This window comes from Glutamicibacter sp. NPDC088483 (assembly GCF_044753145.1).
Taxonomy (GTDB): Bacteria; Actinomycetota; Actinomycetes; order Actinomycetales; family Micrococcaceae; genus Glutamicibacter.
This window is the reverse complement of the sequence record NZ_JBIVMP010000001.1, coordinates 535086-554306: the sequence shown is the minus strand read 5'-3', so window position 1 is coordinate 554306 and position 19221 is coordinate 535086. Positions and strand designations below refer to the sequence as shown.

The 19221-nt window shown below is 57.6% G+C and carries 30 protein-coding genes and 1 pseudogene; 28 read left to right on the top strand and 3 right to left on the bottom strand.

The window, feature by feature from the left end:
- The first annotated feature begins 40 nt into the window (after positions 1 to 40).
- The 6 genes from rplV to ACIP6G_RS02670 all read left to right on the top strand — a co-directional run bounded on the left by rplV (position 41) and on the right by ACIP6G_RS02670 (position 2678).
- On the top strand, positions 41 to 406 hold the full coding sequence (rplV, locus tag ACIP6G_RS02695; RefSeq protein WP_013349683.1) for a 50S ribosomal protein L22: 366 nt from the start codon (positions 41 to 43) through the stop codon (positions 404 to 406).
- A complete protein-coding gene (gene rpsC, locus ACIP6G_RS02690; protein ID WP_013349682.1) occupies positions 407 to 1189 on the top strand; it encodes a 30S ribosomal protein S3 in 783 nt (260 codons plus the stop codon).
- Positions 1190 to 1606: a 50S ribosomal protein L16 gene (gene rplP / locus ACIP6G_RS02685; RefSeq protein ID WP_105657662.1), complete on the top strand. Its 417-nt coding sequence runs from the start codon at positions 1190 to 1192 to the stop codon at positions 1604 to 1606.
- 2 nt (positions 1607 to 1608) lie between these two features.
- Complete coding sequence (gene rpmC / locus ACIP6G_RS02680) at positions 1609 to 1872, top strand: 50S ribosomal protein L29 (RefSeq protein WP_105657661.1); 264 nt, start codon at positions 1609 to 1611, stop codon at positions 1870 to 1872.
- Positions 1872 to 2159: a 30S ribosomal protein S17 gene (gene rpsQ / locus ACIP6G_RS02675; RefSeq protein WP_105657660.1), complete on the top strand. Its 288-nt coding sequence runs from the start codon at positions 1872 to 1874 to the stop codon at positions 2157 to 2159. Before rpmC ends, rpsQ begins: the two co-directional genes overlap by 1 nt.
- A 99-nt stretch (positions 2160 to 2258) precedes the next feature.
- On the top strand, positions 2259 to 2678 hold the full coding sequence (locus tag ACIP6G_RS02670) for a RidA family protein (RefSeq protein WP_400288524.1): 420 nt from the start codon (positions 2259 to 2261) through the stop codon (positions 2676 to 2678).
- Here the strand turns inward: ACIP6G_RS02670 and ACIP6G_RS02665 are convergent.
- A complete protein-coding gene (locus tag ACIP6G_RS02665) occupies positions 2675 to 3463 on the bottom strand; it encodes a helix-turn-helix domain-containing protein (RefSeq protein WP_400288522.1) in 789 nt (262 codons plus the stop codon). The genes ACIP6G_RS02670 and ACIP6G_RS02665 overlap by 4 nt on opposite strands.
- A gap of 72 nt (positions 3464 to 3535) precedes the next feature.
- Between ACIP6G_RS02665 and ACIP6G_RS02660 the strand changes: the two genes are divergently transcribed.
- The 20 genes and pseudogenes from ACIP6G_RS02660 to rplQ all read left to right on the top strand — a co-directional run.
- A complete protein-coding gene (locus ACIP6G_RS02660; protein WP_332730658.1) occupies positions 3536 to 4042 on the top strand; it encodes a VOC family protein in 507 nt (168 codons plus the stop codon).
- Between the two features lie 142 nt (positions 4043 to 4184).
- Positions 4185 to 5102, top strand: coding sequence for an endonuclease/exonuclease/phosphatase family protein (locus tag ACIP6G_RS02655; protein ID WP_400288520.1), 918 nt, complete (start codon positions 4185 to 4187; stop codon positions 5100 to 5102).
- A 512-nt stretch (positions 5103 to 5614) separates the two neighbouring features.
- On the top strand, positions 5615 to 5986 hold the full coding sequence (gene rplN / locus ACIP6G_RS02650) for a 50S ribosomal protein L14 (protein ID WP_013349674.1): 372 nt from the start codon (positions 5615 to 5617) through the stop codon (positions 5984 to 5986).
- Between the two features lie 2 nt (positions 5987 to 5988).
- Entirely contained in the window at positions 5989 to 6333 is a 345-nt protein-coding gene (gene rplX / locus ACIP6G_RS02645) for a 50S ribosomal protein L24 (RefSeq protein ID WP_013349673.1), read from the top strand.
- Positions 6333 to 6902 carry a 50S ribosomal protein L5 gene (gene rplE, locus ACIP6G_RS02640; protein ID WP_038992189.1) on the top strand — a complete coding sequence of 190 codons (570 nt, stop codon included), beginning with the start codon at positions 6333 to 6335 and terminating at the stop codon, positions 6900 to 6902. The genes rplX and rplE overlap by 1 nt, the downstream gene beginning before the upstream one ends.
- Before the next feature lie 57 nt (positions 6903 to 6959).
- Complete coding sequence (gene rpsH, locus ACIP6G_RS02635; RefSeq protein ID WP_013349671.1) at positions 6960 to 7358, top strand: 30S ribosomal protein S8; 399 nt, start codon at positions 6960 to 6962, stop codon at positions 7356 to 7358.
- A gap of 20 nt (positions 7359 to 7378) precedes the next feature.
- A complete protein-coding gene (rplF, locus tag ACIP6G_RS02630; RefSeq protein ID WP_105657655.1) occupies positions 7379 to 7915 on the top strand; it encodes a 50S ribosomal protein L6 in 537 nt (178 codons plus the stop codon).
- Between the two features lie 2 nt (positions 7916 to 7917).
- Entirely contained in the window at positions 7918 to 8289 is a 372-nt protein-coding gene (gene rplR / locus ACIP6G_RS02625; protein WP_105657654.1) for a 50S ribosomal protein L18, read from the top strand.
- Positions 8290 to 8318: 29 nt separating this feature from the next.
- Positions 8319 to 8996 carry a 30S ribosomal protein S5 gene (gene rpsE, locus ACIP6G_RS02620; protein ID WP_181148849.1) on the top strand — a complete coding sequence of 226 codons (678 nt, stop codon included), beginning with the start codon at positions 8319 to 8321 and terminating at the stop codon, positions 8994 to 8996.
- 3 nt (positions 8997 to 8999) lie between these two features.
- Positions 9000 to 9206, top strand: coding sequence for a 50S ribosomal protein L30 (gene rpmD, locus ACIP6G_RS02615; protein WP_073705901.1), 207 nt, complete (start codon positions 9000 to 9002; stop codon positions 9204 to 9206).
- Positions 9207 to 9208: 2 nt separating this feature from the next.
- The gene (rplO, locus tag ACIP6G_RS02610; protein ID WP_105657652.1) at positions 9209 to 9661 is read left to right on the top strand and encodes a 50S ribosomal protein L15; all 453 of its coding nucleotides are present in this window, start codon (positions 9209 to 9211) and stop codon (positions 9659 to 9661) included.
- 256 nt (positions 9662 to 9917) lie between these two features.
- Positions 9918 to 11222, top strand: coding sequence for a preprotein translocase subunit SecY (gene secY, locus ACIP6G_RS02605; protein WP_105657651.1), 1305 nt, complete (start codon positions 9918 to 9920; stop codon positions 11220 to 11222).
- Complete coding sequence (locus ACIP6G_RS02600; protein ID WP_105657650.1) at positions 11219 to 11791, top strand: adenylate kinase; 573 nt, start codon at positions 11219 to 11221, stop codon at positions 11789 to 11791. The genes secY and ACIP6G_RS02600 overlap by 4 nt, the downstream gene beginning before the upstream one ends.
- A 145-nt stretch (positions 11792 to 11936) precedes the next feature.
- A complete protein-coding gene (gene map, locus ACIP6G_RS02595; RefSeq protein WP_105657649.1) occupies positions 11937 to 12770 on the top strand; it encodes a type I methionyl aminopeptidase in 834 nt (277 codons plus the stop codon).
- A gap of 230 nt (positions 12771 to 13000) precedes the next feature.
- Positions 13001 to 13222, top strand: coding sequence for a translation initiation factor IF-1 (gene infA, locus ACIP6G_RS02590; protein WP_013349662.1), 222 nt, complete (start codon positions 13001 to 13003; stop codon positions 13220 to 13222).
- A gap of 125 nt (positions 13223 to 13347) precedes the next feature.
- Complete coding sequence (rpmJ, locus tag ACIP6G_RS02585) at positions 13348 to 13461, top strand: 50S ribosomal protein L36 (protein WP_013349661.1); 114 nt, start codon at positions 13348 to 13350, stop codon at positions 13459 to 13461.
- 148 nt (positions 13462 to 13609) lie between these two features.
- Positions 13610 to 13984 (top strand): 30S ribosomal protein S13, encoded by a 375-nt coding sequence (rpsM, locus tag ACIP6G_RS02580; RefSeq protein ID WP_105657648.1) that lies wholly within the window; start codon positions 13610 to 13612, stop codon positions 13982 to 13984.
- A 43-nt stretch (positions 13985 to 14027) separates the two neighbouring features.
- Positions 14028 to 14429: a 30S ribosomal protein S11 gene (rpsK, locus tag ACIP6G_RS02575; protein ID WP_038992179.1), complete on the top strand. Its 402-nt coding sequence runs from the start codon at positions 14028 to 14030 to the stop codon at positions 14427 to 14429.
- A 170-nt stretch (positions 14430 to 14599) separates the two neighbouring features.
- Complete coding sequence (locus ACIP6G_RS02570) at positions 14600 to 15601, top strand: DNA-directed RNA polymerase subunit alpha (protein WP_105657647.1); 1002 nt, start codon at positions 14600 to 14602, stop codon at positions 15599 to 15601.
- 82 nt (positions 15602 to 15683) lie between these two features.
- Positions 15684 to 16124: pseudogene (gene rplQ, locus ACIP6G_RS02565) on the top strand (50S ribosomal protein L17); the annotation flags it as partial.
- Positions 16125 to 16290: 166 nt separating this feature from the next.
- On the opposite strand, the gene ACIP6G_RS02560 reads toward rplQ, so the two are convergent.
- Together ACIP6G_RS02560 and ACIP6G_RS02555 are read right to left on the bottom strand one after the other, a co-directional pair.
- Complete coding sequence (locus ACIP6G_RS02560; protein WP_400288514.1) at positions 16291 to 16731, bottom strand: hypothetical protein; 441 nt, start codon at positions 16729 to 16731, stop codon at positions 16291 to 16293.
- 127 nt (positions 16732 to 16858) lie between these two features.
- On the bottom strand, positions 16859 to 17311 hold the full coding sequence (locus tag ACIP6G_RS02555) for a hypothetical protein (RefSeq protein WP_400288511.1): 453 nt from the start codon (positions 17309 to 17311) through the stop codon (positions 16859 to 16861).
- Positions 17312 to 17479: 168 nt separating this feature from the next.
- On the opposite strand from ACIP6G_RS02555, the gene truA reads away from it, so the two are divergent.
- Together truA and rplM are read left to right on the top strand one after the other, a co-directional pair.
- Positions 17480 to 18415 carry a tRNA pseudouridine(38-40) synthase TruA gene (gene truA, locus ACIP6G_RS02550; RefSeq protein ID WP_286134203.1) on the top strand — a complete coding sequence of 312 codons (936 nt, stop codon included), beginning with the start codon at positions 17480 to 17482 and terminating at the stop codon, positions 18413 to 18415.
- Between the two features lie 325 nt (positions 18416 to 18740).
- Positions 18741 to 19184, top strand: a complete 444-nt coding sequence (gene rplM / locus ACIP6G_RS02545; protein WP_400288508.1) for a 50S ribosomal protein L13 — start codon at positions 18741 to 18743, stop codon at positions 19182 to 19184.
- Positions 19185 to 19221 lie beyond the last annotated feature (37 nt).

Sequence of the window (19221 nt, the reverse complement as noted above, 5' to 3'; positions counted from 1 at the left end):
ATCGCTTAGCACTTCTTCGATAGACGAGAGAAGGATAGCAATGGAAGCCAAGGCAATTGCGCGTCACATCCGCGTAACGCCTATGAAGGCCCGGCGCGTCGTCAACCTTGTTCGTGGTCTGCAGACCAACGAAGCACTGGCCATCTTGAAGTTTGCCCCACAGGCAGCTTCGGAGCCGGTATACAAGGTTGTCGCATCGGCAGTGGCTAACGCCCGTGCCGCCGCGGACCGCGCAGGTGAAGCATTCAATGAGGACGAGCTGTTTATCAGCGAAGCGTTTGTTGACGAAGGTCCGACCATGAAGCGGTTCCAGCCGCGTGCACAGGGTCGCGCATTCCAGATCAAGAAGCGCACCAGCCACGTGACTGTGGTTGTTTCAACCACGCAGAAGGGTGGGGAGAACTAAATGGGACAGAAGATTAACCCGAACGGTTTCCGTCTCGGCATCACCACCGATCACGTTTCCCACTGGTTCGCTGATTCCAGCAAGCCAGGCCAGCGTTACGCTGACTACGTGAAGGAAGATGTCCAGATCCGCGCCCTGCTGTCTAACGGCATGGATCGCGCTGGCATCGCCCGCGTCGAGATCGAGCGTACCCGTGACCGCGTACGTGTGGATATCCACACTGCACGTCCAGGTATCGTCATTGGTCGTCGCGGTGCAGAAGCTGACCGTATTCGTGGCGAGCTGGAAAAGCTCACCAAGAAGCAGGTTCAGCTGAACATCCTCGAGGTCAAGAACCCTGACATGGAGGCCATGCTGGTCGCCCAGGGCATCGCCGAGCAGCTTGCTTCCCGCGTGGCTTTCCGCCGTGCGATGAAGAAGGCAATGCAGTCGGCAATGCGCGCTGGTGCCAAGGGCATCCGCGTTCAGTGCTCCGGTCGACTTGGCGGCGCAGAAATGTCCCGCAAGGAGTTCTACCGCGAAGGCCGTGTGCCACTGCACACCCTGCGCGCGAACATCGACTTCGGCAAGTTCGAAGCCAAGACCACCTTCGGCCGTATCGGCGTGAAGGTCTGGATCTACAAGGGTGACGTAACCGCCAAGGAACTGGCTGCACAGCAGGCTGCTGCTCCAGCTCGTGGCGGCCGCGGTGGCGGCAACGACCGTCCACGTGGCGGCGAACGCCGTCGTCGTAACGATCGCAAGGGCGCTGCAGCTCCGGCTGCGGAAGGAGGACAGGCTTAAATGCTTATCCCACGTCGTGTGAAGTTCCGCAAGCAGCACCACCCAAAGCGTTCGGGTGCTGCCAAGGGCGGTACCACCGTTGCTTTCGGTGAGTACGGCATCCAGGCGTTGACCCCGGCTTACGTGACTAACCGTCAGATCGAAGCCGCTCGTATCGCCATGACCCGTTACATCAAGCGTGGCGGTAAGGTCTGGATCAACATCTACCCAGACCGTCCGCTTACCAAGAAGCCTGCCGAAACCCGCATGGGTTCCGGTAAGGGTTCGCCGGAGTGGTGGGTCGCCAACGTAAAGCCAGGACGAGTCATGTTTGAACTCGGTGGCGTCAGTGAAGAGGTAGCTAAAGAGGCATTGCGTCTTGCAATCCACAAGCTGCCAATGAAGGCACGCATCGTGCGTCGTGAAGGTGGTGAATAGGGATGTCTATCGGCTCGAAAGACCTTAGCATTGAGTCCCTGGACGGCTTCGATACCGCTCGTTTGAACGAGGAATTGAAGAAGGCCAAGGCAGAACTGTTCAACCTGCGTTTCCAGTCGGCTACCGGCCAGCTGGATTCCCACGGGAACCTGAAGACCATCAAGCGCGATATTGCACGCATTTACACTGTGCTGCGCGAGCGCGAGCTGGGCATTCGTCAGGATGTCGTTGTTCCGGTTGAAGAAACCAAGAAGGATTCCAAGTAATGAGCGAGAAGGAGAACGGTGTGGATAACGCTACCGAGCGTAACGACCGCAAGACCCTCCGTGGTTACGTGGTATCTGACAAGATGCAGAAGACCATCGTCGTAGACGTTGAGGACCGTGTTAAGCACGCCCTTTACGGCAAGGTCATGCGTCGCAACAAGAACGTGAAGGCTCACGACGAGAACAACGACGCCGGCATCGGCGACTTGGTTGTCATCGCTGAGACCCGCCCGCTGTCTGCTGACAAGCGCTGGCGTCTCGTTGAGATCGTGGAGAAGGCTAAGTAAGCTTTCGCTTCGATTTCACGGATCTCGTGATTGAAGAATGCCCCGAACACTTCGCAAGAAGAGTTCGGGGCATTTCTGTCTTAAAAAGCAGTGAATAAAATGCCACACTGGACTATGGAACAGATCAGGAAACTGCGTCCCGCTGGCCTTGTCAACTCCCCAGCTTTCAGCCACGTAGCCATCGTCCAGCCGGGTGCCACGACTATCTATGTTGGCGGGCAGAACGCTGTAGACGGCACAGGGCAGCTGATCGGAGCCGGGGATGCCGCAACGCAGGCGACCAAGGCACTGGGAAACGCCAAGCTCGCACTGGCGGCGGCCAGCGCGGGATTCCAGGATGTTGTGCAGTGGAACGTGCTGCTGGTGGAAGGAACCGACGTCATCAGCGTCTATGGAGCCATAGGCGAACAGTTGGCAGCCACTGAACCACCCCTGGTGTCTGCAGCCTTCGTCGCGAAGCTCGGTGTGCCAGGTGCGCTGGTTGAAATCAGTGCCGTGGCGGCGGTACTGCCGGACTAGGTCCGGCCCTTTCGATAGGTATCAGGGGAGTAGCCCAAGACTTTGCGGAAGTCTGCCGCTAGATGGGCTTGATCCGCATACCCCATTTCCGCTGCGATGCCAGCGATAGAAACTGCAGTGTCTGCGCGCAGCCGATGAGCAGCCTCTTGCAAACGGTACCGCCGAATCACCGCCAGCGGAGCCAGTCCCAAATACCTTTCCGAAATCCGTTGCAGACTGCGTGTACTGAGCGACAAGCGATGGGCCAGTTGGGAGACCCTTACGATTCCGCGCTCCGCTGCGACGGTGTCGAGCAGCTTATTAGCTTGGAGGCCAGAACTTGTGGCTGCTGGAAGGTGAGCGGTGAGCCACGAATCGAAGAGCTCGGCACAGGCCGAACCGGAGTTCCCGTGGCCGGGTTGAGTCTTCATCCTTGTTATCGAGGCCAGCAGCCCAGGTGCGCTGAACTGGATTTCCTGGTCCAGCAACTCTGCGGGGGACACATTGAGAGCCTGCGCAGCCGCTGGGCGCAACAAGGCGGAGACTGCCCAACTGCTCCCGGCCAGGTCGCGGTGCGAAGCGCCGCTGGCCGGGCCGGAAAGCGTAATGCCTCCTGGCTCAATAACCAGATTCATTTGCGGAAAGGGCAGGAGTTCTTGCCGTGAGGTACGTCCGGGCGCGATGTTCCAATCCACCAGCCAAAACCAGGAGACCAATTCCTGCAGTCCTGGACCGGGGGAGAATCGCTCGATTGCCGGTAGCCGGGCAGGATAGAGAACGCCTCGCGGATCCGGTGCTGATTCCATGGCCTCTACCACCCGTGCAGGTTGTCGCATATCTACAAGAACCAGCGTGCCACACAGACTTAGCCTAGGGACATGGAAAATCAAGATGAAGTCACGCAAGGTGTGACGGGAATGCATACAACTGCCGGTGTCCCTCATGGATTCACCAGTCTGACGCCATTCTTGGCTGTGCCCAACGCAAGGGCAGCGCTGGGATTCTATGAAGAAGTATTCGGTGCGACAATGGTAGATTCCACCGAAATGGGAGGCGTTGTCGTGCATGCAGAAATTGCATTCGGCAATGGCCGTTTGCAGATCGGGGAACCTTCGCCGGCCTACGGACTAGTCAGCCCGCCAGCTTCGCCGAATGCCTGCTATTCCTTGGGTTTCTACTGCGAAAACGCAGATGAGGTGGTGGCCAGGGCCGAGGCTGCCGGTTCCAGTATCCGAGAACCACTGGGCAACTTCGTCTCGGGTGACCGCTTCGCTTCGATTCTGGATCCCTTCGGTGTGCGCTGGTCCATCATGTCCAGGGTGGAAGACCTGTCGCTGGAAGAGAGCGCCCAGCGCGTCGCGCAGTGGGCCTCGCAGCAGTCATGAAGAAGCCAAGGGCAGTCGCAATCGCATCGAGCCGCTATCGTACCTAGGCGGAAGTGTCCTTGCCGGAATTATCATCTGCTTCGAATAGGCTCGGATGATGATGACGATGACGCGTGCCCGAAAACCTTCCCTGGGATGGCCTATGGGTTCGCTTCTTGTTGCTTCCCTAGCTATAGGCATACTCCCGTATCTGGGTTTCCCCGGTGCAGGATTGATTCCCAAGCTTCAGGCATTCCAGCCATATCTGTTGCTCTTCCCGGCAGTGGTTCTGGTTATCGGGCTACTGCGCAAGCAATGGCTCATCAGCGGGTTCGTGCTGGTGTTCCTGCTCTGCGGTACACTGCCCAACGTGCAATGGAGCTCTCCCGCTGGCCAGACCGGAAACGGCAGCTCCGAGCTGGTTCTCCTATCGTTCAATGCCCTGAAGGCAGGAGCGAATCCGGCGCAGCTCGCTGAACTGATCAGGGACACGGATCCGCAGATTCTCGTCCTTGTTGAAACCAGCGAACCAATGCACCAGCAACTCGCAGGGCTGGACGCGCTGGATGGATTTGGCTATCGGAGCCAAGAGGCACCCGCCGGGGGAGAACGGGATACCGTGATTTTCTCAAAGTACCCATTGCAGGAACGCTCCACCGATCTGGATTCAGCGGACACCGGTTGGTACTCCTTGCCGGTTGCCGATGTGCAGGCACCCGGTGGGATCGTGCGGGTGGCCGGCATCCATGTCTATCCGCCGGTTGGCGATGCGCAACGATGGAGGCAGGGCTTGGAAGCAGTCATCGACTGGTCGAATCAGCAGCGTGATCATCCCGTTATCCTTGCTGGCGACTTCAACTCAGTTCGCTCCCATCCAGGATTCCGTGCCCTGGGACACGGGTATGCGCAGGCTGATGGAATCTGGCCCCGCGCGACCTGGCCAGCCAGCCGGAGCTTCCCGCCATTGATCGGCATTGACCATATCGTGGCGAGGGGCCTGTCCATCACGGGCTCTTCTTCTCACATCATCGACGGCTCGGATCATCTTGCGGTGAGCGCCACGGTCGAATTCCGTCGCTGAGCAATGATTCCTGCCGGTGACGGCCGGATGCTGGAGCTGCCCAGGGCTGACCGAAAAATAATTTCACTTTTGGCGATTCAGCCGCTTTTTATCTTCTGTGGCGCATGGGCTACCTCGAATGGCACTCTGATGCCACCGCAAGCGACCAGTTGCCCAGCTGGATGGCAGTACCAAAACCCCGAAATTCAGCGAATCTGCGGTGTCCTTGGTGTGACGAACGACGCTCGCTTTTCTCTTACCACACCATTTCGGATTCGCGCCACTCTAGGCTAGACTTAAGAATCTGTGCGCATCATGCCCGGGGACTATCCACCTTCGACATAATGCAGTGCGGTCCAAATCCGTTTGGCCGCGCAAGTGCAGCCTCGATATTTTACGCCTCGGCCCTGCCGGCATTTGGGATCAGCATTCGGTGCGCCCGCGCCAGTGGGGGTAAGCGATACGTATCGTGGAGACCATATCCGTTCCGCAAGGCTCATTCATGAGAACCAGCGAGACGACAGGAGTAAGAAGTGATTCAGCAGGAGTCGCGACTTAAGGTTGCCGATAACACTGGTGCTAAGGAAATCCTTACCATTCGTGTTCTTGGTGGCTCGAAGCGTCGCTACGCAAGCATTGGCGACACCATTGTCGCTACCGTCAAGGATGCAATTCCTGGCGGCAACGTAAAGAAGGGCGACGTCGTAAAGGCAGTCGTCGTTCGCACCAAGAAGGAAATCCGTCGTGCAGACGGTTCCTACATCAAGTTCGACGAGAACGCTGCAGTGATCCTCAAGGGTGACGCTGCCGATCCTCGTGGTACTCGTATTTTCGGCCCAGTGGGCCGCGAGCTTCGTGACAAGAAGTTCATGAAGATCGTTTCGCTGGCTCCGGAGGTGCTGTAACCATGGGCGCAAAGATCAAGAAGGGTGACCTGGTTCAGGTCATCGCTGGCAAGGAACGTGGCTTGCAGGGCAAGGTCCTGAAGGTCATTACCGAGTCCAACCGCGTGCTGGTCGAAGGCGTTAACCGCGTCACCAAGCACACCAAGGCAGGTCAGACCGAATCCGGTTCGACCACCGGCGGCATCGAGGTTGTCGAGGCTCCAGTGCACGTTTCCAACGTTGCAGTGGTTGACCCAGAGACCAAGAAGCCAACCCGCGTCGGCTTCCGCGAGGAAACCGTAGAAAAGAACGGCGTGTCCAAGACTGTACGCGTTCGTTACGCCAAGGCTTCCGGAAAGGATCTGTAATGACTGAAGCAGCCACCAAGATCCAGCCACGTCTGAAGGCTAAGTACGCAGCTGACATCCGCCCTGCCCTGCAGGAGCAGTTCAACTACGCCAACCCAATGCAGGTACCATCCCTGACCAAGGTTGTCGTGAACATGGGTGTTGGCGAAGCAGCCAAGGACTCGAAGCTCATTGAAGGCGCCGTACGCGACCTGACCGCAATTACCGGTCAGAAGCCAGTGGTTACCAAGGCCCGCAAGTCGATCGCACAGTTCAAGCTGCGCGAAGGCATGCCAATCGGTACCCACACCACCCTGCGTAACGATCGCATGTGGGAATTCGTCGACCGCCTGATCACCCTGGCACTGCCTCGTATCCGCGACTTCCGCGGCTTGAGCGACCGCCAGTTCGATGGCAATGGCAACTACACTTTCGGTCTGACCGAACAGTCGATGTTCCATGAAATCGATGTGGACAAGGTTGACCGCGTACGTGGTATGGACATCACTGTCGTTACCACCGCCAAGACTGATGACGAAGGCCGTGCCTTGCTTAAGGCTCTGGGCTTCCCATTCAAGACCAACAACTAATCTCACTACGTTACAGGTCCGCTAAGGAAACCGTAACGAGGAAGGGCTGAAGCCCACATGTCTATGACAGATCCAGTCGCAGATATGCTGACTCGTCTGCGCAACGCCAACTCGGCTTACCACGACACTGTGTCGATGCCGTCGAGCAAGCTGAAAGTGCGCATTGCTAACATCCTCAAGGAACAGGGCTACATCGCCTCGTTCGAGGAAGTAGCAGCAGAAGTCGGCAAGACTCTGACTATCACTTTGAAGTACGGCCCATCGCGCGAGCGTTCGATCGCTGGCGTACGCCGTATCTCCAAGCCAGGTCTTCGCGTTTACGCAAAGTCCACCAACCTGCCTCACGTGCTCGGTGGTCTTGGTATCGCTATCCTGTCCACCTCCTCCGGTCTGCTTACTGACCGTCAGGCTGCAAAGAAGGGCGTGGGTGGGGAAGTCCTCGCCTACGTCTGGTAACGGGAAAGGGGAAACATACAATGTCACGTATTGGACGTCTTCCGATTTCCGTACCTGCCAACGTTGAGTTGAACGTCGACGGCCAGCTGGTCGCCGTCAAGGGTCCTAAGGGTGAACTTTCGATCACCGTTAAGGCTCCAATCACCGTTGCCAAGGACGAGAACACTGTTACCGTCAGCCGCCCGAACGACTCCCGCGAGGCTCGTTCGCTGCACGGTCTGACCCGTACCTTGATCAGCAACATGATCACTGGTGTAACCGATGGTTACGAGAAGAAGCTCGAAATCCACGGTACCGGTTACCGCGTACAGGCTAAGGGTGCCGAGCTGGAGCTTGCTCTGGGCTACTCGCACCCAGTGAAGGTTGCTGCCGTTGAAGGCATCACCTTCTCGGTCGAGGGCAACAACAAGATCACCGTTGCCGGTATCGACAAGCAGCACGTCGGTGAAGTTGCCGCTAACATCCGCAAGCTGCGCAAGACCGAGCCTTACAAGGGCAAGGGCATTCGCTACGCTGGCGAGATCATCCGCCGCAAGGTCGGAAAGGCTGGTAAGTAATCATGGCTATCGGAATCAAGGGCAAGAGCAAGTCCGCTCAGCGCGGTCGTCGTCATCAGCGTTTGCGCAAGCACATCGTTGGTACCTCCGTTCGTCCACGCCTGGTTGTCAACCGCTCGGCTCGTCACATCTTCGTACAGATCGTAGACGACTCGCAGGGTATCACCCTGGCCAGCGCATCGACCATGGAAGCAGATCTTCGCGCAAGCGATGCCGACAAGACCGCAAAGTCCAAGCGCATTGGTGAGCTCGTTGCAGAGCGCGCCAAGGCTGCTGGCATCGAAGCAGTTGTCTTCGACCGCGGTGGCAACAAGTACCACGGTCGCGTGGCTGCTGTTGCTGACGGCGCACGTGAAGGTGGGCTGGCACTGTGAGCGAAGCAACTAACAAGAAGGAAACTCAGGTGTCTGAAGCTACTGAAGCAGTCGAGACTGCATCGGCTCCCGCTACCGAGAACGCAGGATCCCGTCGCGGCGAAGGCCGCGGTCGTGGTGAAGGCCGTGGACGTGGCGAAGGCCGCGGTCGTGGTCGCGACCAGAAGGATAGCCGCAACGAAGACAAGGACAAGTTCCTTGAGCGCGTTGTAGCTATCAACCGCGTCTCCAAGGTCGTCAAGGGTGGTCGTCGCTTCAGCTTCACCGCACTTGTGGTCGTTGGCGACGGCAACGGTATGGTCGGCGTTGGCTACGGTAAGGCCAAGGAAGTTCCTGCTGCTATCGCAAAGGGCGTAGAAGAGGCCAAGAAGTCCTTCTTCCGCGTTCCACGCGTTGGCACCACCATTCCACACCTGGTCAAGGGTGAGGCCGCCGCTGGCGTTGTCTTGCTCCGTCCAGCAGCTCCTGGTACCGGTGTTATCGCCGGTGGCCCAGTGCGCGCCGTGTTGGAATGCGCAGGCATCCACGACATCCTGTCGAAGTCGATGGGTTCGCAGAACCAGATCAACATCGTTCAGGGCACCATTGCTGCACTGAAGGCTCTGGAAGAGCCTGAAGCTGTTGCAGCTCGCCGCGGTCTTCCGCTGGACGAGGTTGCACCAGCAGCAATGCTGCGTCACATCCAGGCCCAGAAGGCAGGTGCTTAATCAATGGCTAAGAACATTGTTCCAAGCGATGCCAAGCTGGCAATCACCCAGGTCAAGTCCATCATTGGTGGAAACCAGAGCCAGCGCGACGTTGTTCGCTCGCTGGGTCTGAAGCGCATCGGTCACACCGTTGTTCGCACCGCCGATCCTGTGACTGTTGGCATGGTCAACAAGGTCCCACACCTGCTGAAGGTCGAGGAGGCGAAGTAGAGATGGCTGAAGAAAAAGCACTTAAGGTTCACCACCTGCGCCCAGCTGAGGGTGCCAAGACCGCTAAGACCCGCGTGGGTCGCGGTGAGGGCTCCAAGGGTAAGACCGCAGGTCGCGGTACCAAGGGTACCAAGGCTCGTTACCAGGTGAAGGCAGGCTTCGCAGGTGGTCAGCTTCCGCTGCACATGCGTCTGCCAAAGCTGCGCGGCTTCAAGAACCCATTCCGCGTCGAGTTCCAGGTTGTAAACCTGGACAAGATCTCGGAACTGTTCCCAGAAGGTGGCGAAGTCACCGTCGAGGCACTGGTTGCCAAGGGCGCCGTTCGCAAGAACCAGCCTGTCAAGGTGCTGGGCACCGGCGACATCACGGTTAAGGTTGACGTGAAGGTTAACGCCTTCTCGACTTCCGCTTCCGAGAAGATCGCTGCTGCTGGCGGCTCGGCAAACACCCTCTAATACAGGGTCAAGCCTTTGAATGGTCCCGGTTCGCGTTGAGCAATCAACGTGAACCGGGACTTTCTTTTTCTCTCGGCGAAACATTCTAAGATTTCTTATAATTGCTTGGCTGATTAGTCGGTTTAGGATCATTCCTGCAAACATTTGTGTGCATTTCGTGTGGCGCATTTGGCAGGATTGCCTAACAGACCGCTAGAATCGTTAGGTCTGGGAAGAATCTCTTCCTCAGGCTCAAGCACTTACTTCAGGAGGACGCTTGTTCAGCGCCATAGCCCGAGTTTTTCGGACGCCTGATCTGCGCAACAAGTTGCTGTTCACGCTTGGGATCATTGCGATCTATCGTGTCGGTGTATTCATTCCCGCTCCGGGCATTGATTACAGCAACGTTCAGCAGTGTCTGGCAATGGGTGAAACCACCGGTGGACTTTATTCATTCGTGAACCTGTTCAGCGGCGGCGCCCTGTTGCAGGTCTCGGTCTTCGCAATGGGAATCATGCCGTACATTACTGCGGCAATTATCGTCCAGTTGCTGCGTGTGGTGATCCCGCACTTCGAGGCCCTGCACAAGGAAGGCCAGGCCGGCCAGGCCAAGATGACGCAGTACACGCGTTACCTGACCATCGCCTTGGCACTGCTTCAGGGAACCACCTTGGTCACCCTGGCCCGTACCGGCAGCCTGTTCCCAAGCTGTACCCTTCCGCTGGTCCCGGATGACTCGTTGATTGTCATCCTGCTGATGATCATCACCCTTACCGCAGGCACCGGCCTGATCATGTGGATGGGCGAGTTGATCACCGAGCGTGGCATCGGCAACGGCATGTCCATCCTGATCTTCATCTCCATCGCTTCGGGTTTCCCATCCTCGATGGGCGCCATCTTCCAGGCGCAGGGCATCATGACCTTCATTGGCGTGCTGCTGGTGGGCTTGTTGATTGTTGCTCTGGTGGTCTTCGTCGAGCAGTCCCAGCGACGTGTTCCGGTGCAGTACGCCAAGCGCACCGTGGGACGCCGCACCGTGGGCGGCACCTCCACCTATATTCCTTTGAAGCTGAATATGGCGAACGTGATCCCAGTGATTTTCGCCAGCTCCATCCTGGCTTTGCCGCAGATGATCGTTCAGTTCAACCAGAACGATGATGGCACCTTGCCCCAGTGGGCGATGTGGCTGCAGGAGCACTCGGCGACTTCATCGCCGTGGTACATGCTGGTGTACACCTTGATGATCATCGGCTTCACCTACTTCTATGTTGCGATTACCTTCAACCCTGAAGAGGTCGCCGACAACATGAAGAAGTACGGCGGATTCATTCCGGGCATTCGTGCTGGTCGTCCGACCGCCGATTACCTGCAGTACGTGATTTCCCGTATTACCTTCCCGGGCGCGTTGTACCTTGCGTTCGTTGCGTTGATCCCGCTGATTGCCTTCGTGCTGTTCAACGCTGACCAAAGCTTCCCATTTGGCGGTACATCGATCCTGATTATGGTTGGTGTGGGTTTGGAAACCGTCAAGCAAATCAATGCTCAAATGCAGCAACGGAACTATGAAGGGCTTCTGCGATGAGTCGACTGCTTATTATTGGACCACCGGGTGCCGGCAAAGGCACCCAGGCCGTAAAGATCTCCGAGCGCTTGGACATTGTCGCCATCTCGACCGGCGACATCTTCCGTGCCAACGTCAAGGGCGGCACCCCGCTGGGTCTCGAAGCCAGCAAGTACATTGACAACGGAGACTTTGTACCTGATTCGGTCACCAACAACATGGTTGAAGACCGCCTGAACCAGGACGATGTCGCCAAGGGCTTCCTGCTCGATGGCTACCCGCGCACCAGTGCGCAGGTGGACGCGCTGGATGCGATGCTGGCCAACAAGGGCATCGCCCTGGACGCAGTGCTGCAGCTGACCGCTGATGACGACGAGCTGGTAGCCCGTCTGCTGAAGCGTGCGCAGATCGAAGGCCGCGCCGATGACACCGAAGAGGTCATCCGCCACCGCCTGGGCCTGTACAACGACGAGACTCGCGTCGTTGTGGAGCGCTACGAGGAACGCGGCATCGTGCGCAAGGTCGACGGCCTGGGCGCTATCGACGAAGTCACCGAGCGTGTTCTTGCAGCGTTGAACGTCAACGCCTAGACACAAGCGTTACAACGCGCAGGGACCGTGCAGCAACAATGGATGTTGCAGCCCGGTCCCTGCGCACTTTTTGCATTGATGGACCTTGCGGTTGCCGGCAGCGGCACGCGGCAAGGACATCACACTTTGAGGCAGGGGAATCACATTGGCTTTAGGACAGCCGAAAATCGAGTACAAATCCAACTCCGAGATCCTGAAGATGCGCCAGGCCGGATTGGTGCTGGCTGAAGCGCTGGACGAAGCCGTTGCGATGGCTCGGCCCGGGGTGCGGACCGAAGAGATCAACCAGGCCTTTGGCAAGGTGCTCGAACGCCACAACGCGACCAGCAACTTCCTTGGCTACCATGGCTTCCCAGCGAACATCTGCGCTTCGGTCAATCACGAGGTAGTCCACGGCTTCCCATCGGACTACGAGCTGAAGGACGGCGACGTGCTGAAGATCGATGGCGGCGCCATTATCGACGGCTGGCACTCCGACTCGGCACGCACCGTGCTGGTGGGCGAGAACATCGACCCAGCTGACCAGCGCCTGAGCGACATCACCGAGCAGGCCATGTGGGCCGGCATCGCCGCGGCGGCCAACGCACGCTTCATCGGCCAGATCGGCCAGGCCATCGATGACTTCGTCACCAGCCAGCCAGGCGACGAGCTGGGCATCCTCGAGGATTACTGCGGCCATGGCATCGGTTCGCAGATGCACATGGCACCGGATGTGCTGAACTACAACTCGGGGCACCGCGGCCCGCGCATCAAGCCGGGCATGTGCTTGGCCATCGAGCCAATGCTGGTTCGCGGTGGCATCGAGACCTCCGTGCTGGAAGACGACTGGACCGTTGTCACCAACGACAAGTCCAACGCCTCGCAGTGGGAGCACACCGTGGCATTCCACATGGGCGGCATCTGGGTATTGACCGCGCACGATGGGGGAGCGGCCGGGCTGGCCCCATTCGGCGTCACCCCATCGCCGATCCAGGGCTAGCACCAGCCGGCAAATCATCGGATCCAGTACGCCACATGGCTGTGGCGTGCTGGATCTAACATTTTAAATGTCAATGAACGATTGGCACTGTGTGGACTAATGCCGTATCGTTGTTTGTTGGTTCCTGATTTAATTGCGCCTAAAACCCTCGGGTTTTCGGTACAGGGATCAAGGACCAGAACCAATTACTTGTTGGTGGAAATTGCCAACAAAAAAAGTTAGCGGGGAAAATGGGCAAGAAGGAAGGCGTCATCCAGGTAGAGGGCACCGTCTCGGAAGCACTGCCGAACGCGATGTTCCGCGTGGAGCTGCCGAATGGACACGTAGTGCTCGCCACTATCTCGGGTAAGATGCGTCAGCACTACATTCGAATCCTCCCAGAGGACCGAGTGCAGGTTGAAATGAGCCCATACGACCTCAACCGAGGTCGCATCGTTTACCGCTACAAGTAAATCTGCAGAATCCAAGACTTTCCCAGCGTGCGAAGCACAATCTTGTGCTACGGCCGCTGAATGATGTTCTTGGACAAAGCTTTTTACTGCTCCACATTTAACTGCAACCGCAAAAGGACAAAGCCTTGAAGGTTAACCCTAGCGTGAAGCCGATCTGCGACAAGTGCAAGGTGATCCGTCGTAACGGCGTGGTCATGGTGATCTGCGAGAACCCACGCCACAAGCAGCGTCAGGGCTAATTCCGTTTTTACGGGATTCCCACGCGTAGTCAATTAGGCAGTATCAGCTAGGACGAAAGTCCTGGTGTACCCCCGGATTCGGAGGCCGGGGCCGTGAGCAATCACGGAAGGTACTGCTCCAGACCTCCGTTCGTTGAAAGGTAGCCACTTGGCTCGTTTAGCAGGCGTGGACATTCCACGCGAGAAGCGCGTAATTATCGCGCTGACTTACATCTACGGCGTGGGCAAGACCCGTGCAGAAGAGACCATCGCAGCGACCGGCATCAGCCCGGACACTCGCGTCAAGGATCTCACCGATGACCAGCTCGTGCAGCTGCGCGACTTCGTCGAAGGCACCTACAAGGTTGAAGGTGACCTGCGCCGTGAGGTTCAGGCTGACATTCGCCGCAAGGTTGAGATCGGATCCTACGAAGGTATTCGTCACCGTAAGGGCCTGCCGGTCCGCGGTCAGCGCACCAAGACCAACGCACGTACCCGTAAGGGCCCGAAGCGTACCGTCGCAGGTAAGAAGAAGACTCGCTAAATCTTAGCGATCTAGTTCAAATACTTTTTTCGTAGGAGAAGAAATGCCCCCAAAGACTCGTGGAGCGGTACGTAAGCCGCGTCGCAAGGACAAAAAGAATATTGCGCAGGGACAGGCGCATATCAAGAGCACCTTCAACAACACCATCGTATCGATCACCGATCCGACTGGCGCTGTTATCTCGTGGGCTTCGGCCGGCGAGGTAGGCATGAAGGGTTCGCGCAAGTCGACCCCATACGCTGCCCAGATGGCTGCTGAGTCCGCTGCAAAGCGCGCTCAGGAGCACGGCATGCGCAAGGTTGACGTTTTCGTCAAGGGCCCAGGCTCGGGACGCGAAACCGCGATCCGTTCGCTGCAGGCTGCTGGCCTTGAGGTTGGATCCATCCAGGATGTTTCCCCAAGCGCTCACAACGGTTGCCGCCCATCGAAGCGTCGCCGCGTCTAATTGATTCGCTAGGCTTAGCCTAAGAAGTCACCGAAGCATTCACTCGTGGGTGCTCCGGTGACTATCTTGGACTTATTAGCCTGCAAAAAGACGAACGGCCACCTCAGGCTACCGTCGTTTCCACCCCCGTGAGGCGTCATATAGCGGACGCTCGCTGAAAGGAAATGTAAGTGCTCATTACGCAGCGCCCAACCCTGACCGAAGAAGTAGTTGCCGAAAACCGCTCCCGGTTCGTTATCGAACCACTGGAGCCAGGCTTTGGCTACACCCTTGGTAACTCGCTCCGCCGTACCCTGCTCTCTTCGATTCCTGGTGCTTCTGTCACCAGTGTTCGAATTGACGGTGTACTGCATGAGTTCACCACCGTAGCCGGTGTCAAGGAAGATGTCACCGAACTGGTCTTGAACATCAAGAACCTGTCGGTATCTTCCGAGCACGACGAGCCAGTCGTTGCCTACCTGCGCAAGCAGGGCCCGGGCATCGTTACTGCAGCGGACATCACCCCTCCAGCAGGTGTGGAGTTCCACAACCCTGATCTGCACATCGCCACCCTCAACGCCAATGGCAAGTTCGACATGGAACTGACCATTGAGCGCGGCCGTGGCTATGTGTCTGCCGCTCAGAACAAGAACATTGATGGCGAGATCGGTCGAATCCCAGTTGATTCGATCTACTCCCCAGTGTTGAAGGTGACCTTCCGCGTGGAAGCAACCCGTGTCGAGCAGCGCACCGACTTCGATCGTTTGATCGTTGACGTGGAGACCAAGGAATCGATCACCCCGCGCGATGCAGTTGCATCCGCAGGTACCACCCTGGTTGAGCTGTTCGGTTTGTTCCGCGAACTGAACACTCAGGCTGAAGGTATCGAAATCGGTCCATCGCCAACCGATGCAGCTATGGCTGCTGACATGGCGCTGCCGATCGAGGATCTGGAACTCACCGTTCGTTCGTACAACTGCTTGAAGCGTGAGGGCATCCACTCTGTGGGTGAACTCGTAACCCGCTCCGAGGCCGACTTGATGGACATCCGCAACTTCGGTGCGAAGTCCATTGACGAAGTCAAGGCCAAGCTGGTTGAACTGGGTCTGGCCCTGAAGGATTCCCCTCCAGGCTTCGATCTGGCCGCTCGTAGCGCCATCGACGATGGCGACGAATACGACGAAGGTCTGTAAGACCCGCGTCTAGCGACACACTACTTCATCCGACTGAACGAAATATTCGTCCAGTACGGGTTATTCATCTAGGAGAACCACAATGCCTACCCCTACCAAGGGTCCGCGTCTCGGCGGCAGTGCAGCACATGAGCGATTGATTTTCGCTAACATGTCGGCACAGCTCTTCGAGAACAAGAAGATCACCACCACCCTGACCCGTGCCAAGCGTCTGCGTCCACACGCAGAGCGCCTGATCACCTTCGCTAAGCGCGGAGACCTGGCTTCGCGTCGCCGCGTCCAGGCCGTCATCGCTTCGCGTTCGCGCACCAACAAGTCGATCGTTCACGAACTGTTCGAGAACATCGCACCAGCAATGGCAAACCGCGAGGGTGGCTACACCCGCATCACCAGGATCGGTAACCGCAAGGGCGACAACGCTCCTATGGCTGTTATCGAGCTCGTGATGGAGCCAGTTTCGCCAAAGCAGGCTGTCGTCAAGGAAGCCACCAAGGCTACCGAGAAGGCTGCTGAGACCGAAGAGGCCTAAGCCCCTTCGAGCTAATGCTCTCTCGCCTGCAAAGGCGAAAAAGATTCCCGTTGGATCCGCAAGGAACCAACGGGAATCTTTTTTTATGCCTGTTTGCGTGAAGACGCGGGTGATCTTGCCCGTCAGTTGGAGGGCAGGGGCATCCGCATCTTGGAATTGCCTAGCTGAACGAATCCATGTCCGGGCAAGCCGTATTCAGGTATTCGGTAGCCTCGGAAGCCTCAGCCGTATCCAGTTCGGCGATCTTCTGCGAAATTTCCATCATGTTGCTGCTGTTGCCCTCAGCCATCAGGCCAGCCATTTTCTTGGTCTGTTCCGATGCCGCATTCAAGGACGTGGCAAGCTTGTTGTCCTTCGTGTTCTCAGCGGCTTCGCCCAGGATGGAATCGAACTCGTTCATGATCTCGGCATAAGCCGATGTATCGCCAGCCAAGAGCTCTGCGCTGGAGTCCTCCGCCTTCTTCTGCAGTCCGCGTTCAGCCACCTGGTCGTTGATGTAAACGCAGGTTTCCTCGGTGGACAGTTTGCCTGCACTGCAACCAGTGAGCATGACAGATGCAAGGGTGAGCGCAGCGGCAGATGCCGCGAACTTTTTCGACATTGAGATCCTTAGACGATGATGATCCGATGGCCCAGCACGTGAGGCACCGATAAGTACCTGTTTATTCTATAATCAGGAGTTATTACAGGCAGTGTATGACATGAGCGGATCGGCAAGCAGCGGTTTCCTAAGAAGCGGACCGATCAGGTTCAGAAGCGGAAGCTGGGCACGTTTCACGCACATAGTCGGTGTATTGATCTTGCAGTCCGCCCTCGGCTGCCTCAACGTCTGACGCGAGCGTTGGATCGTCAAAGGAGCGATTGGCAATGAGGTCAATGAAGTCTTGGTAGTTTTCGATTTCGGACCGCAATGCAGTGCGCAAGTGCCTATCGCCAGTTTGCTCGGAGACTTCCCGGTAGATGCCGATGGCTGTTTCCATAGCCTCAATCGCAGGTTGTGAATTCTGCGCAAGAATTCCCATATATGCCAGCGCCCACTTTTCCTCTATGGAATGCTCTACGGCCAGTTCATTAATGAGGGCGCATGATTGCTTTGTGCTCAGCTGTCCCGAACTGCAACCGCTTAAGCAGAGCGGGACAGCAGCGGATATCGCGATAAAGCTAACTGCATTCCTGAACATGGCGAGTCCTTAGAATGGTGCTGGTGAACCAGCCGCCTGCGTGGCAGGTCCGTGGAATGCACATCGGCTACTTCCGGCAGCAGCTCTCGTTTTGGCGCCTGTGGATAACGGCGTGAAGGCGGGCACTTGATTCGACGGTTGCGCGTCTGCTTACGCATAATTGAATACATGAGTACTCAGCCAGAAAGCATCGATCCAATGGGCACCACCGCATTGGGGGCCACTGCAGCACCAGCATGGATCCGCATGCGCATGGTGCTCGGATACGACGGTGCCGCCTATAGCGGTTGGGCTCGCCAGCCCAATGTCTTGGGCGTGCAGCAGCTGGTTGAAGAGGCCCTGGAAATGATGATCCGGCGCCGCGTGCGCGTGGTTGTTGCCGGACGCACCGATGCAGGTGTGCATGCCCGCCACCAGGTGGTGCACTTCGATTTGACCGAGGAAGAATACGCGGGACTGCCACGCAAGGCGCCCTTGGCTCCCGGTCCTGCGCTCGTACGCCGCATCAACGGCATCCTTGGCCGTCAAGATGGTGCCGTTTGGGTGCATGAAGCCGAACGCGCACCAGAAGGCTTCGATGCCCGCTTCTCCGCGCTGGCCCGCCGCTACTCCTACCGGATTGCCGATGGGCAGCAGCGCTGGGATCCACTGACCCGGCACCTGACGACGTGGCACCGTGAAGAGCTGGATGTCGAGGCGATGAATCGCGAGGCGCAAAGCGTGCTGGGCCGCCACGACTTCTTGACCTACTGCAAGCCCCGTCCGCATGCCACGACCATTCGTACCCTGCAGGAATTCACCTTCACCCGTGGAGCCGACGGCTTGGTACTGGCCCATTTGAAGGCCGATGCCTTCTGCCACAACATGGTCCGTGCGCTAATCGGTGCCGCGATGATGGTGGGGGACGGGCGTGAGCAACCGGGGTTCCTGGCCCAGCGGCTGGAACAGATGGTCCGCGACTCCAAGACCAAGCTTTCGCACCCGCGGGCCCTGGTCCTCGAAGAGGTCTACTACCCAGAGGCTGAAGAACTGGCAGAACGAGCACTCCTGACCCGCGCACGGCGAACCGAAGCTGAGGTTGACGAAGCCTGCATGGAAAGCTGATTAGCCGATAATCCCCGGGATCTTAAGGGTGTTGTTGCTCACGACGTACATGCTTTTTTGGCCGGAAACACTTTAATCCGCTAAACTTTTATGAGTTGTGTATGTCCACGTTCGACACTACACGCCCAAGCGTGACGGCTTAGTTGCATAGTCGCTGGTCTGCTGGGTGTGCGAACAATATATGGACGGCCGGTTATCATCAGTCCTCACCTGGCGTACTGGTCTAAACACAAGAACAACACGACAGTGCCTGTCACTGGGGGATCTCACCGCCTTCAGCCAAGCGACTGTTTGACCAGAAACGAATCAACGTAAGGCAATTACTGTGCGTACGTACACCCCAAAGCCGGCTGACCAGACTCGTCAGTGGTTTGTCATTGACGCCACCGACGTAGTACTCGGCCGTCTCGCCGTCCAGGCCGCAACCCTGCTGCGCGGCAAGCACAAGCCAACCTATGCTGCACACATGGACATGGGCGACCATGTCATCATCATCAATGCAGACAAGGTTGCACTGACCGGTAAGAAGCTGCTGAACAAGCGCGCTTACCGCCACTCCGGTTTCCCAGGTGGCCTGAAGAGCATCAACTACGCAGACCTGCTGGAAAAGAACTCAGTACTGGCTGTTGAGAAGGCCATCAAGGGCATGCTGCCTAAGAACAAGCTTTCCGATGCCCAGCTGTCGAAGCTGAAGGTCTACCGCGGCGCCGAGCACCCACACGCTGCTCAGTCGCCAAAGGCACTGGAAATCACCCAGGTCGCTCAGTAGTCCTGGCCCCGAGAAGAAATACTTAATAGGAGATTAT

What these genes read in the sequence shown, in the direction of transcription:
- rplV (WP_013349683.1), top strand. Translation starts at nt 41, where the DNA reads ATGGAAGCCAAGGCAATTGCGCGTCACATCCGCGTAACGCCTATGAAG.
- rpsC (WP_013349682.1), top strand. Translation starts at nt 407, where the DNA reads ATGGGACAGAAGATTAACCCGAACGGTTTCCGTCTCGGCATCACCACC.
- rplP (WP_105657662.1), top strand. Translation starts at nt 1,190, where the DNA reads ATGCTTATCCCACGTCGTGTGAAGTTCCGCAAGCAGCACCACCCAAAG.
- rpmC (WP_105657661.1), top strand. Translation starts at nt 1,609, where the DNA reads ATGTCTATCGGCTCGAAAGACCTTAGCATTGAGTCCCTGGACGGCTTC.
- rpsQ (WP_105657660.1), top strand. Translation starts at nt 1,872, where the DNA reads ATGAGCGAGAAGGAGAACGGTGTGGATAACGCTACCGAGCGTAACGAC.
- ACIP6G_RS02670 (WP_400288524.1), top strand. Translation starts at nt 2,259, where the DNA reads ATGCCACACTGGACTATGGAACAGATCAGGAAACTGCGTCCCGCTGGC.
- ACIP6G_RS02665 (WP_400288522.1), bottom strand. Translation starts at nt 3,463, where the DNA reads ATGGAATCAGCACCGGATCCGCGAGGCGTTCTCTATCCTGCCCGGCTA.
- ACIP6G_RS02660 (WP_332730658.1), top strand. Translation starts at nt 3,536, where the DNA reads ATGGAAAATCAAGATGAAGTCACGCAAGGTGTGACGGGAATGCATACA.
- ACIP6G_RS02655 (WP_400288520.1), top strand. Translation starts at nt 4,185, where the DNA reads ATGGGTTCGCTTCTTGTTGCTTCCCTAGCTATAGGCATACTCCCGTAT.
- rplX (WP_013349673.1), top strand. Translation starts at nt 5,989, where the DNA reads ATGGGCGCAAAGATCAAGAAGGGTGACCTGGTTCAGGTCATCGCTGGC.
- rplE (WP_038992189.1), top strand. Translation starts at nt 6,333, where the DNA reads ATGACTGAAGCAGCCACCAAGATCCAGCCACGTCTGAAGGCTAAGTAC.
- rpsH (WP_013349671.1), top strand. Translation starts at nt 6,960, where the DNA reads ATGTCTATGACAGATCCAGTCGCAGATATGCTGACTCGTCTGCGCAAC.
- rplF (WP_105657655.1), top strand. Translation starts at nt 7,379, where the DNA reads ATGTCACGTATTGGACGTCTTCCGATTTCCGTACCTGCCAACGTTGAG.
- rplR (WP_105657654.1), top strand. Translation starts at nt 7,918, where the DNA reads ATGGCTATCGGAATCAAGGGCAAGAGCAAGTCCGCTCAGCGCGGTCGT.
- rpmD (WP_073705901.1), top strand. Translation starts at nt 9,000, where the DNA reads ATGGCTAAGAACATTGTTCCAAGCGATGCCAAGCTGGCAATCACCCAG.
- rplO (WP_105657652.1), top strand. Translation starts at nt 9,209, where the DNA reads ATGGCTGAAGAAAAAGCACTTAAGGTTCACCACCTGCGCCCAGCTGAG.
- ACIP6G_RS02600 (WP_105657650.1), top strand. Translation starts at nt 11,219, where the DNA reads ATGAGTCGACTGCTTATTATTGGACCACCGGGTGCCGGCAAAGGCACC.
- infA (WP_013349662.1), top strand. Translation starts at nt 13,001, where the DNA reads ATGGGCAAGAAGGAAGGCGTCATCCAGGTAGAGGGCACCGTCTCGGAA.
- rpsK (WP_038992179.1), top strand. Translation starts at nt 14,028, where the DNA reads ATGCCCCCAAAGACTCGTGGAGCGGTACGTAAGCCGCGTCGCAAGGAC.
- ACIP6G_RS02560 (WP_400288514.1), bottom strand. Translation starts at nt 16,731, where the DNA reads ATGTCGAAAAAGTTCGCGGCATCTGCCGCTGCGCTCACCCTTGCATCT.
- ACIP6G_RS02555 (WP_400288511.1), bottom strand. Translation starts at nt 17,311, where the DNA reads ATGTTCAGGAATGCAGTTAGCTTTATCGCGATATCCGCTGCTGTCCCG.
- truA (WP_286134203.1), top strand. Translation starts at nt 17,480, where the DNA reads ATGAGTACTCAGCCAGAAAGCATCGATCCAATGGGCACCACCGCATTG.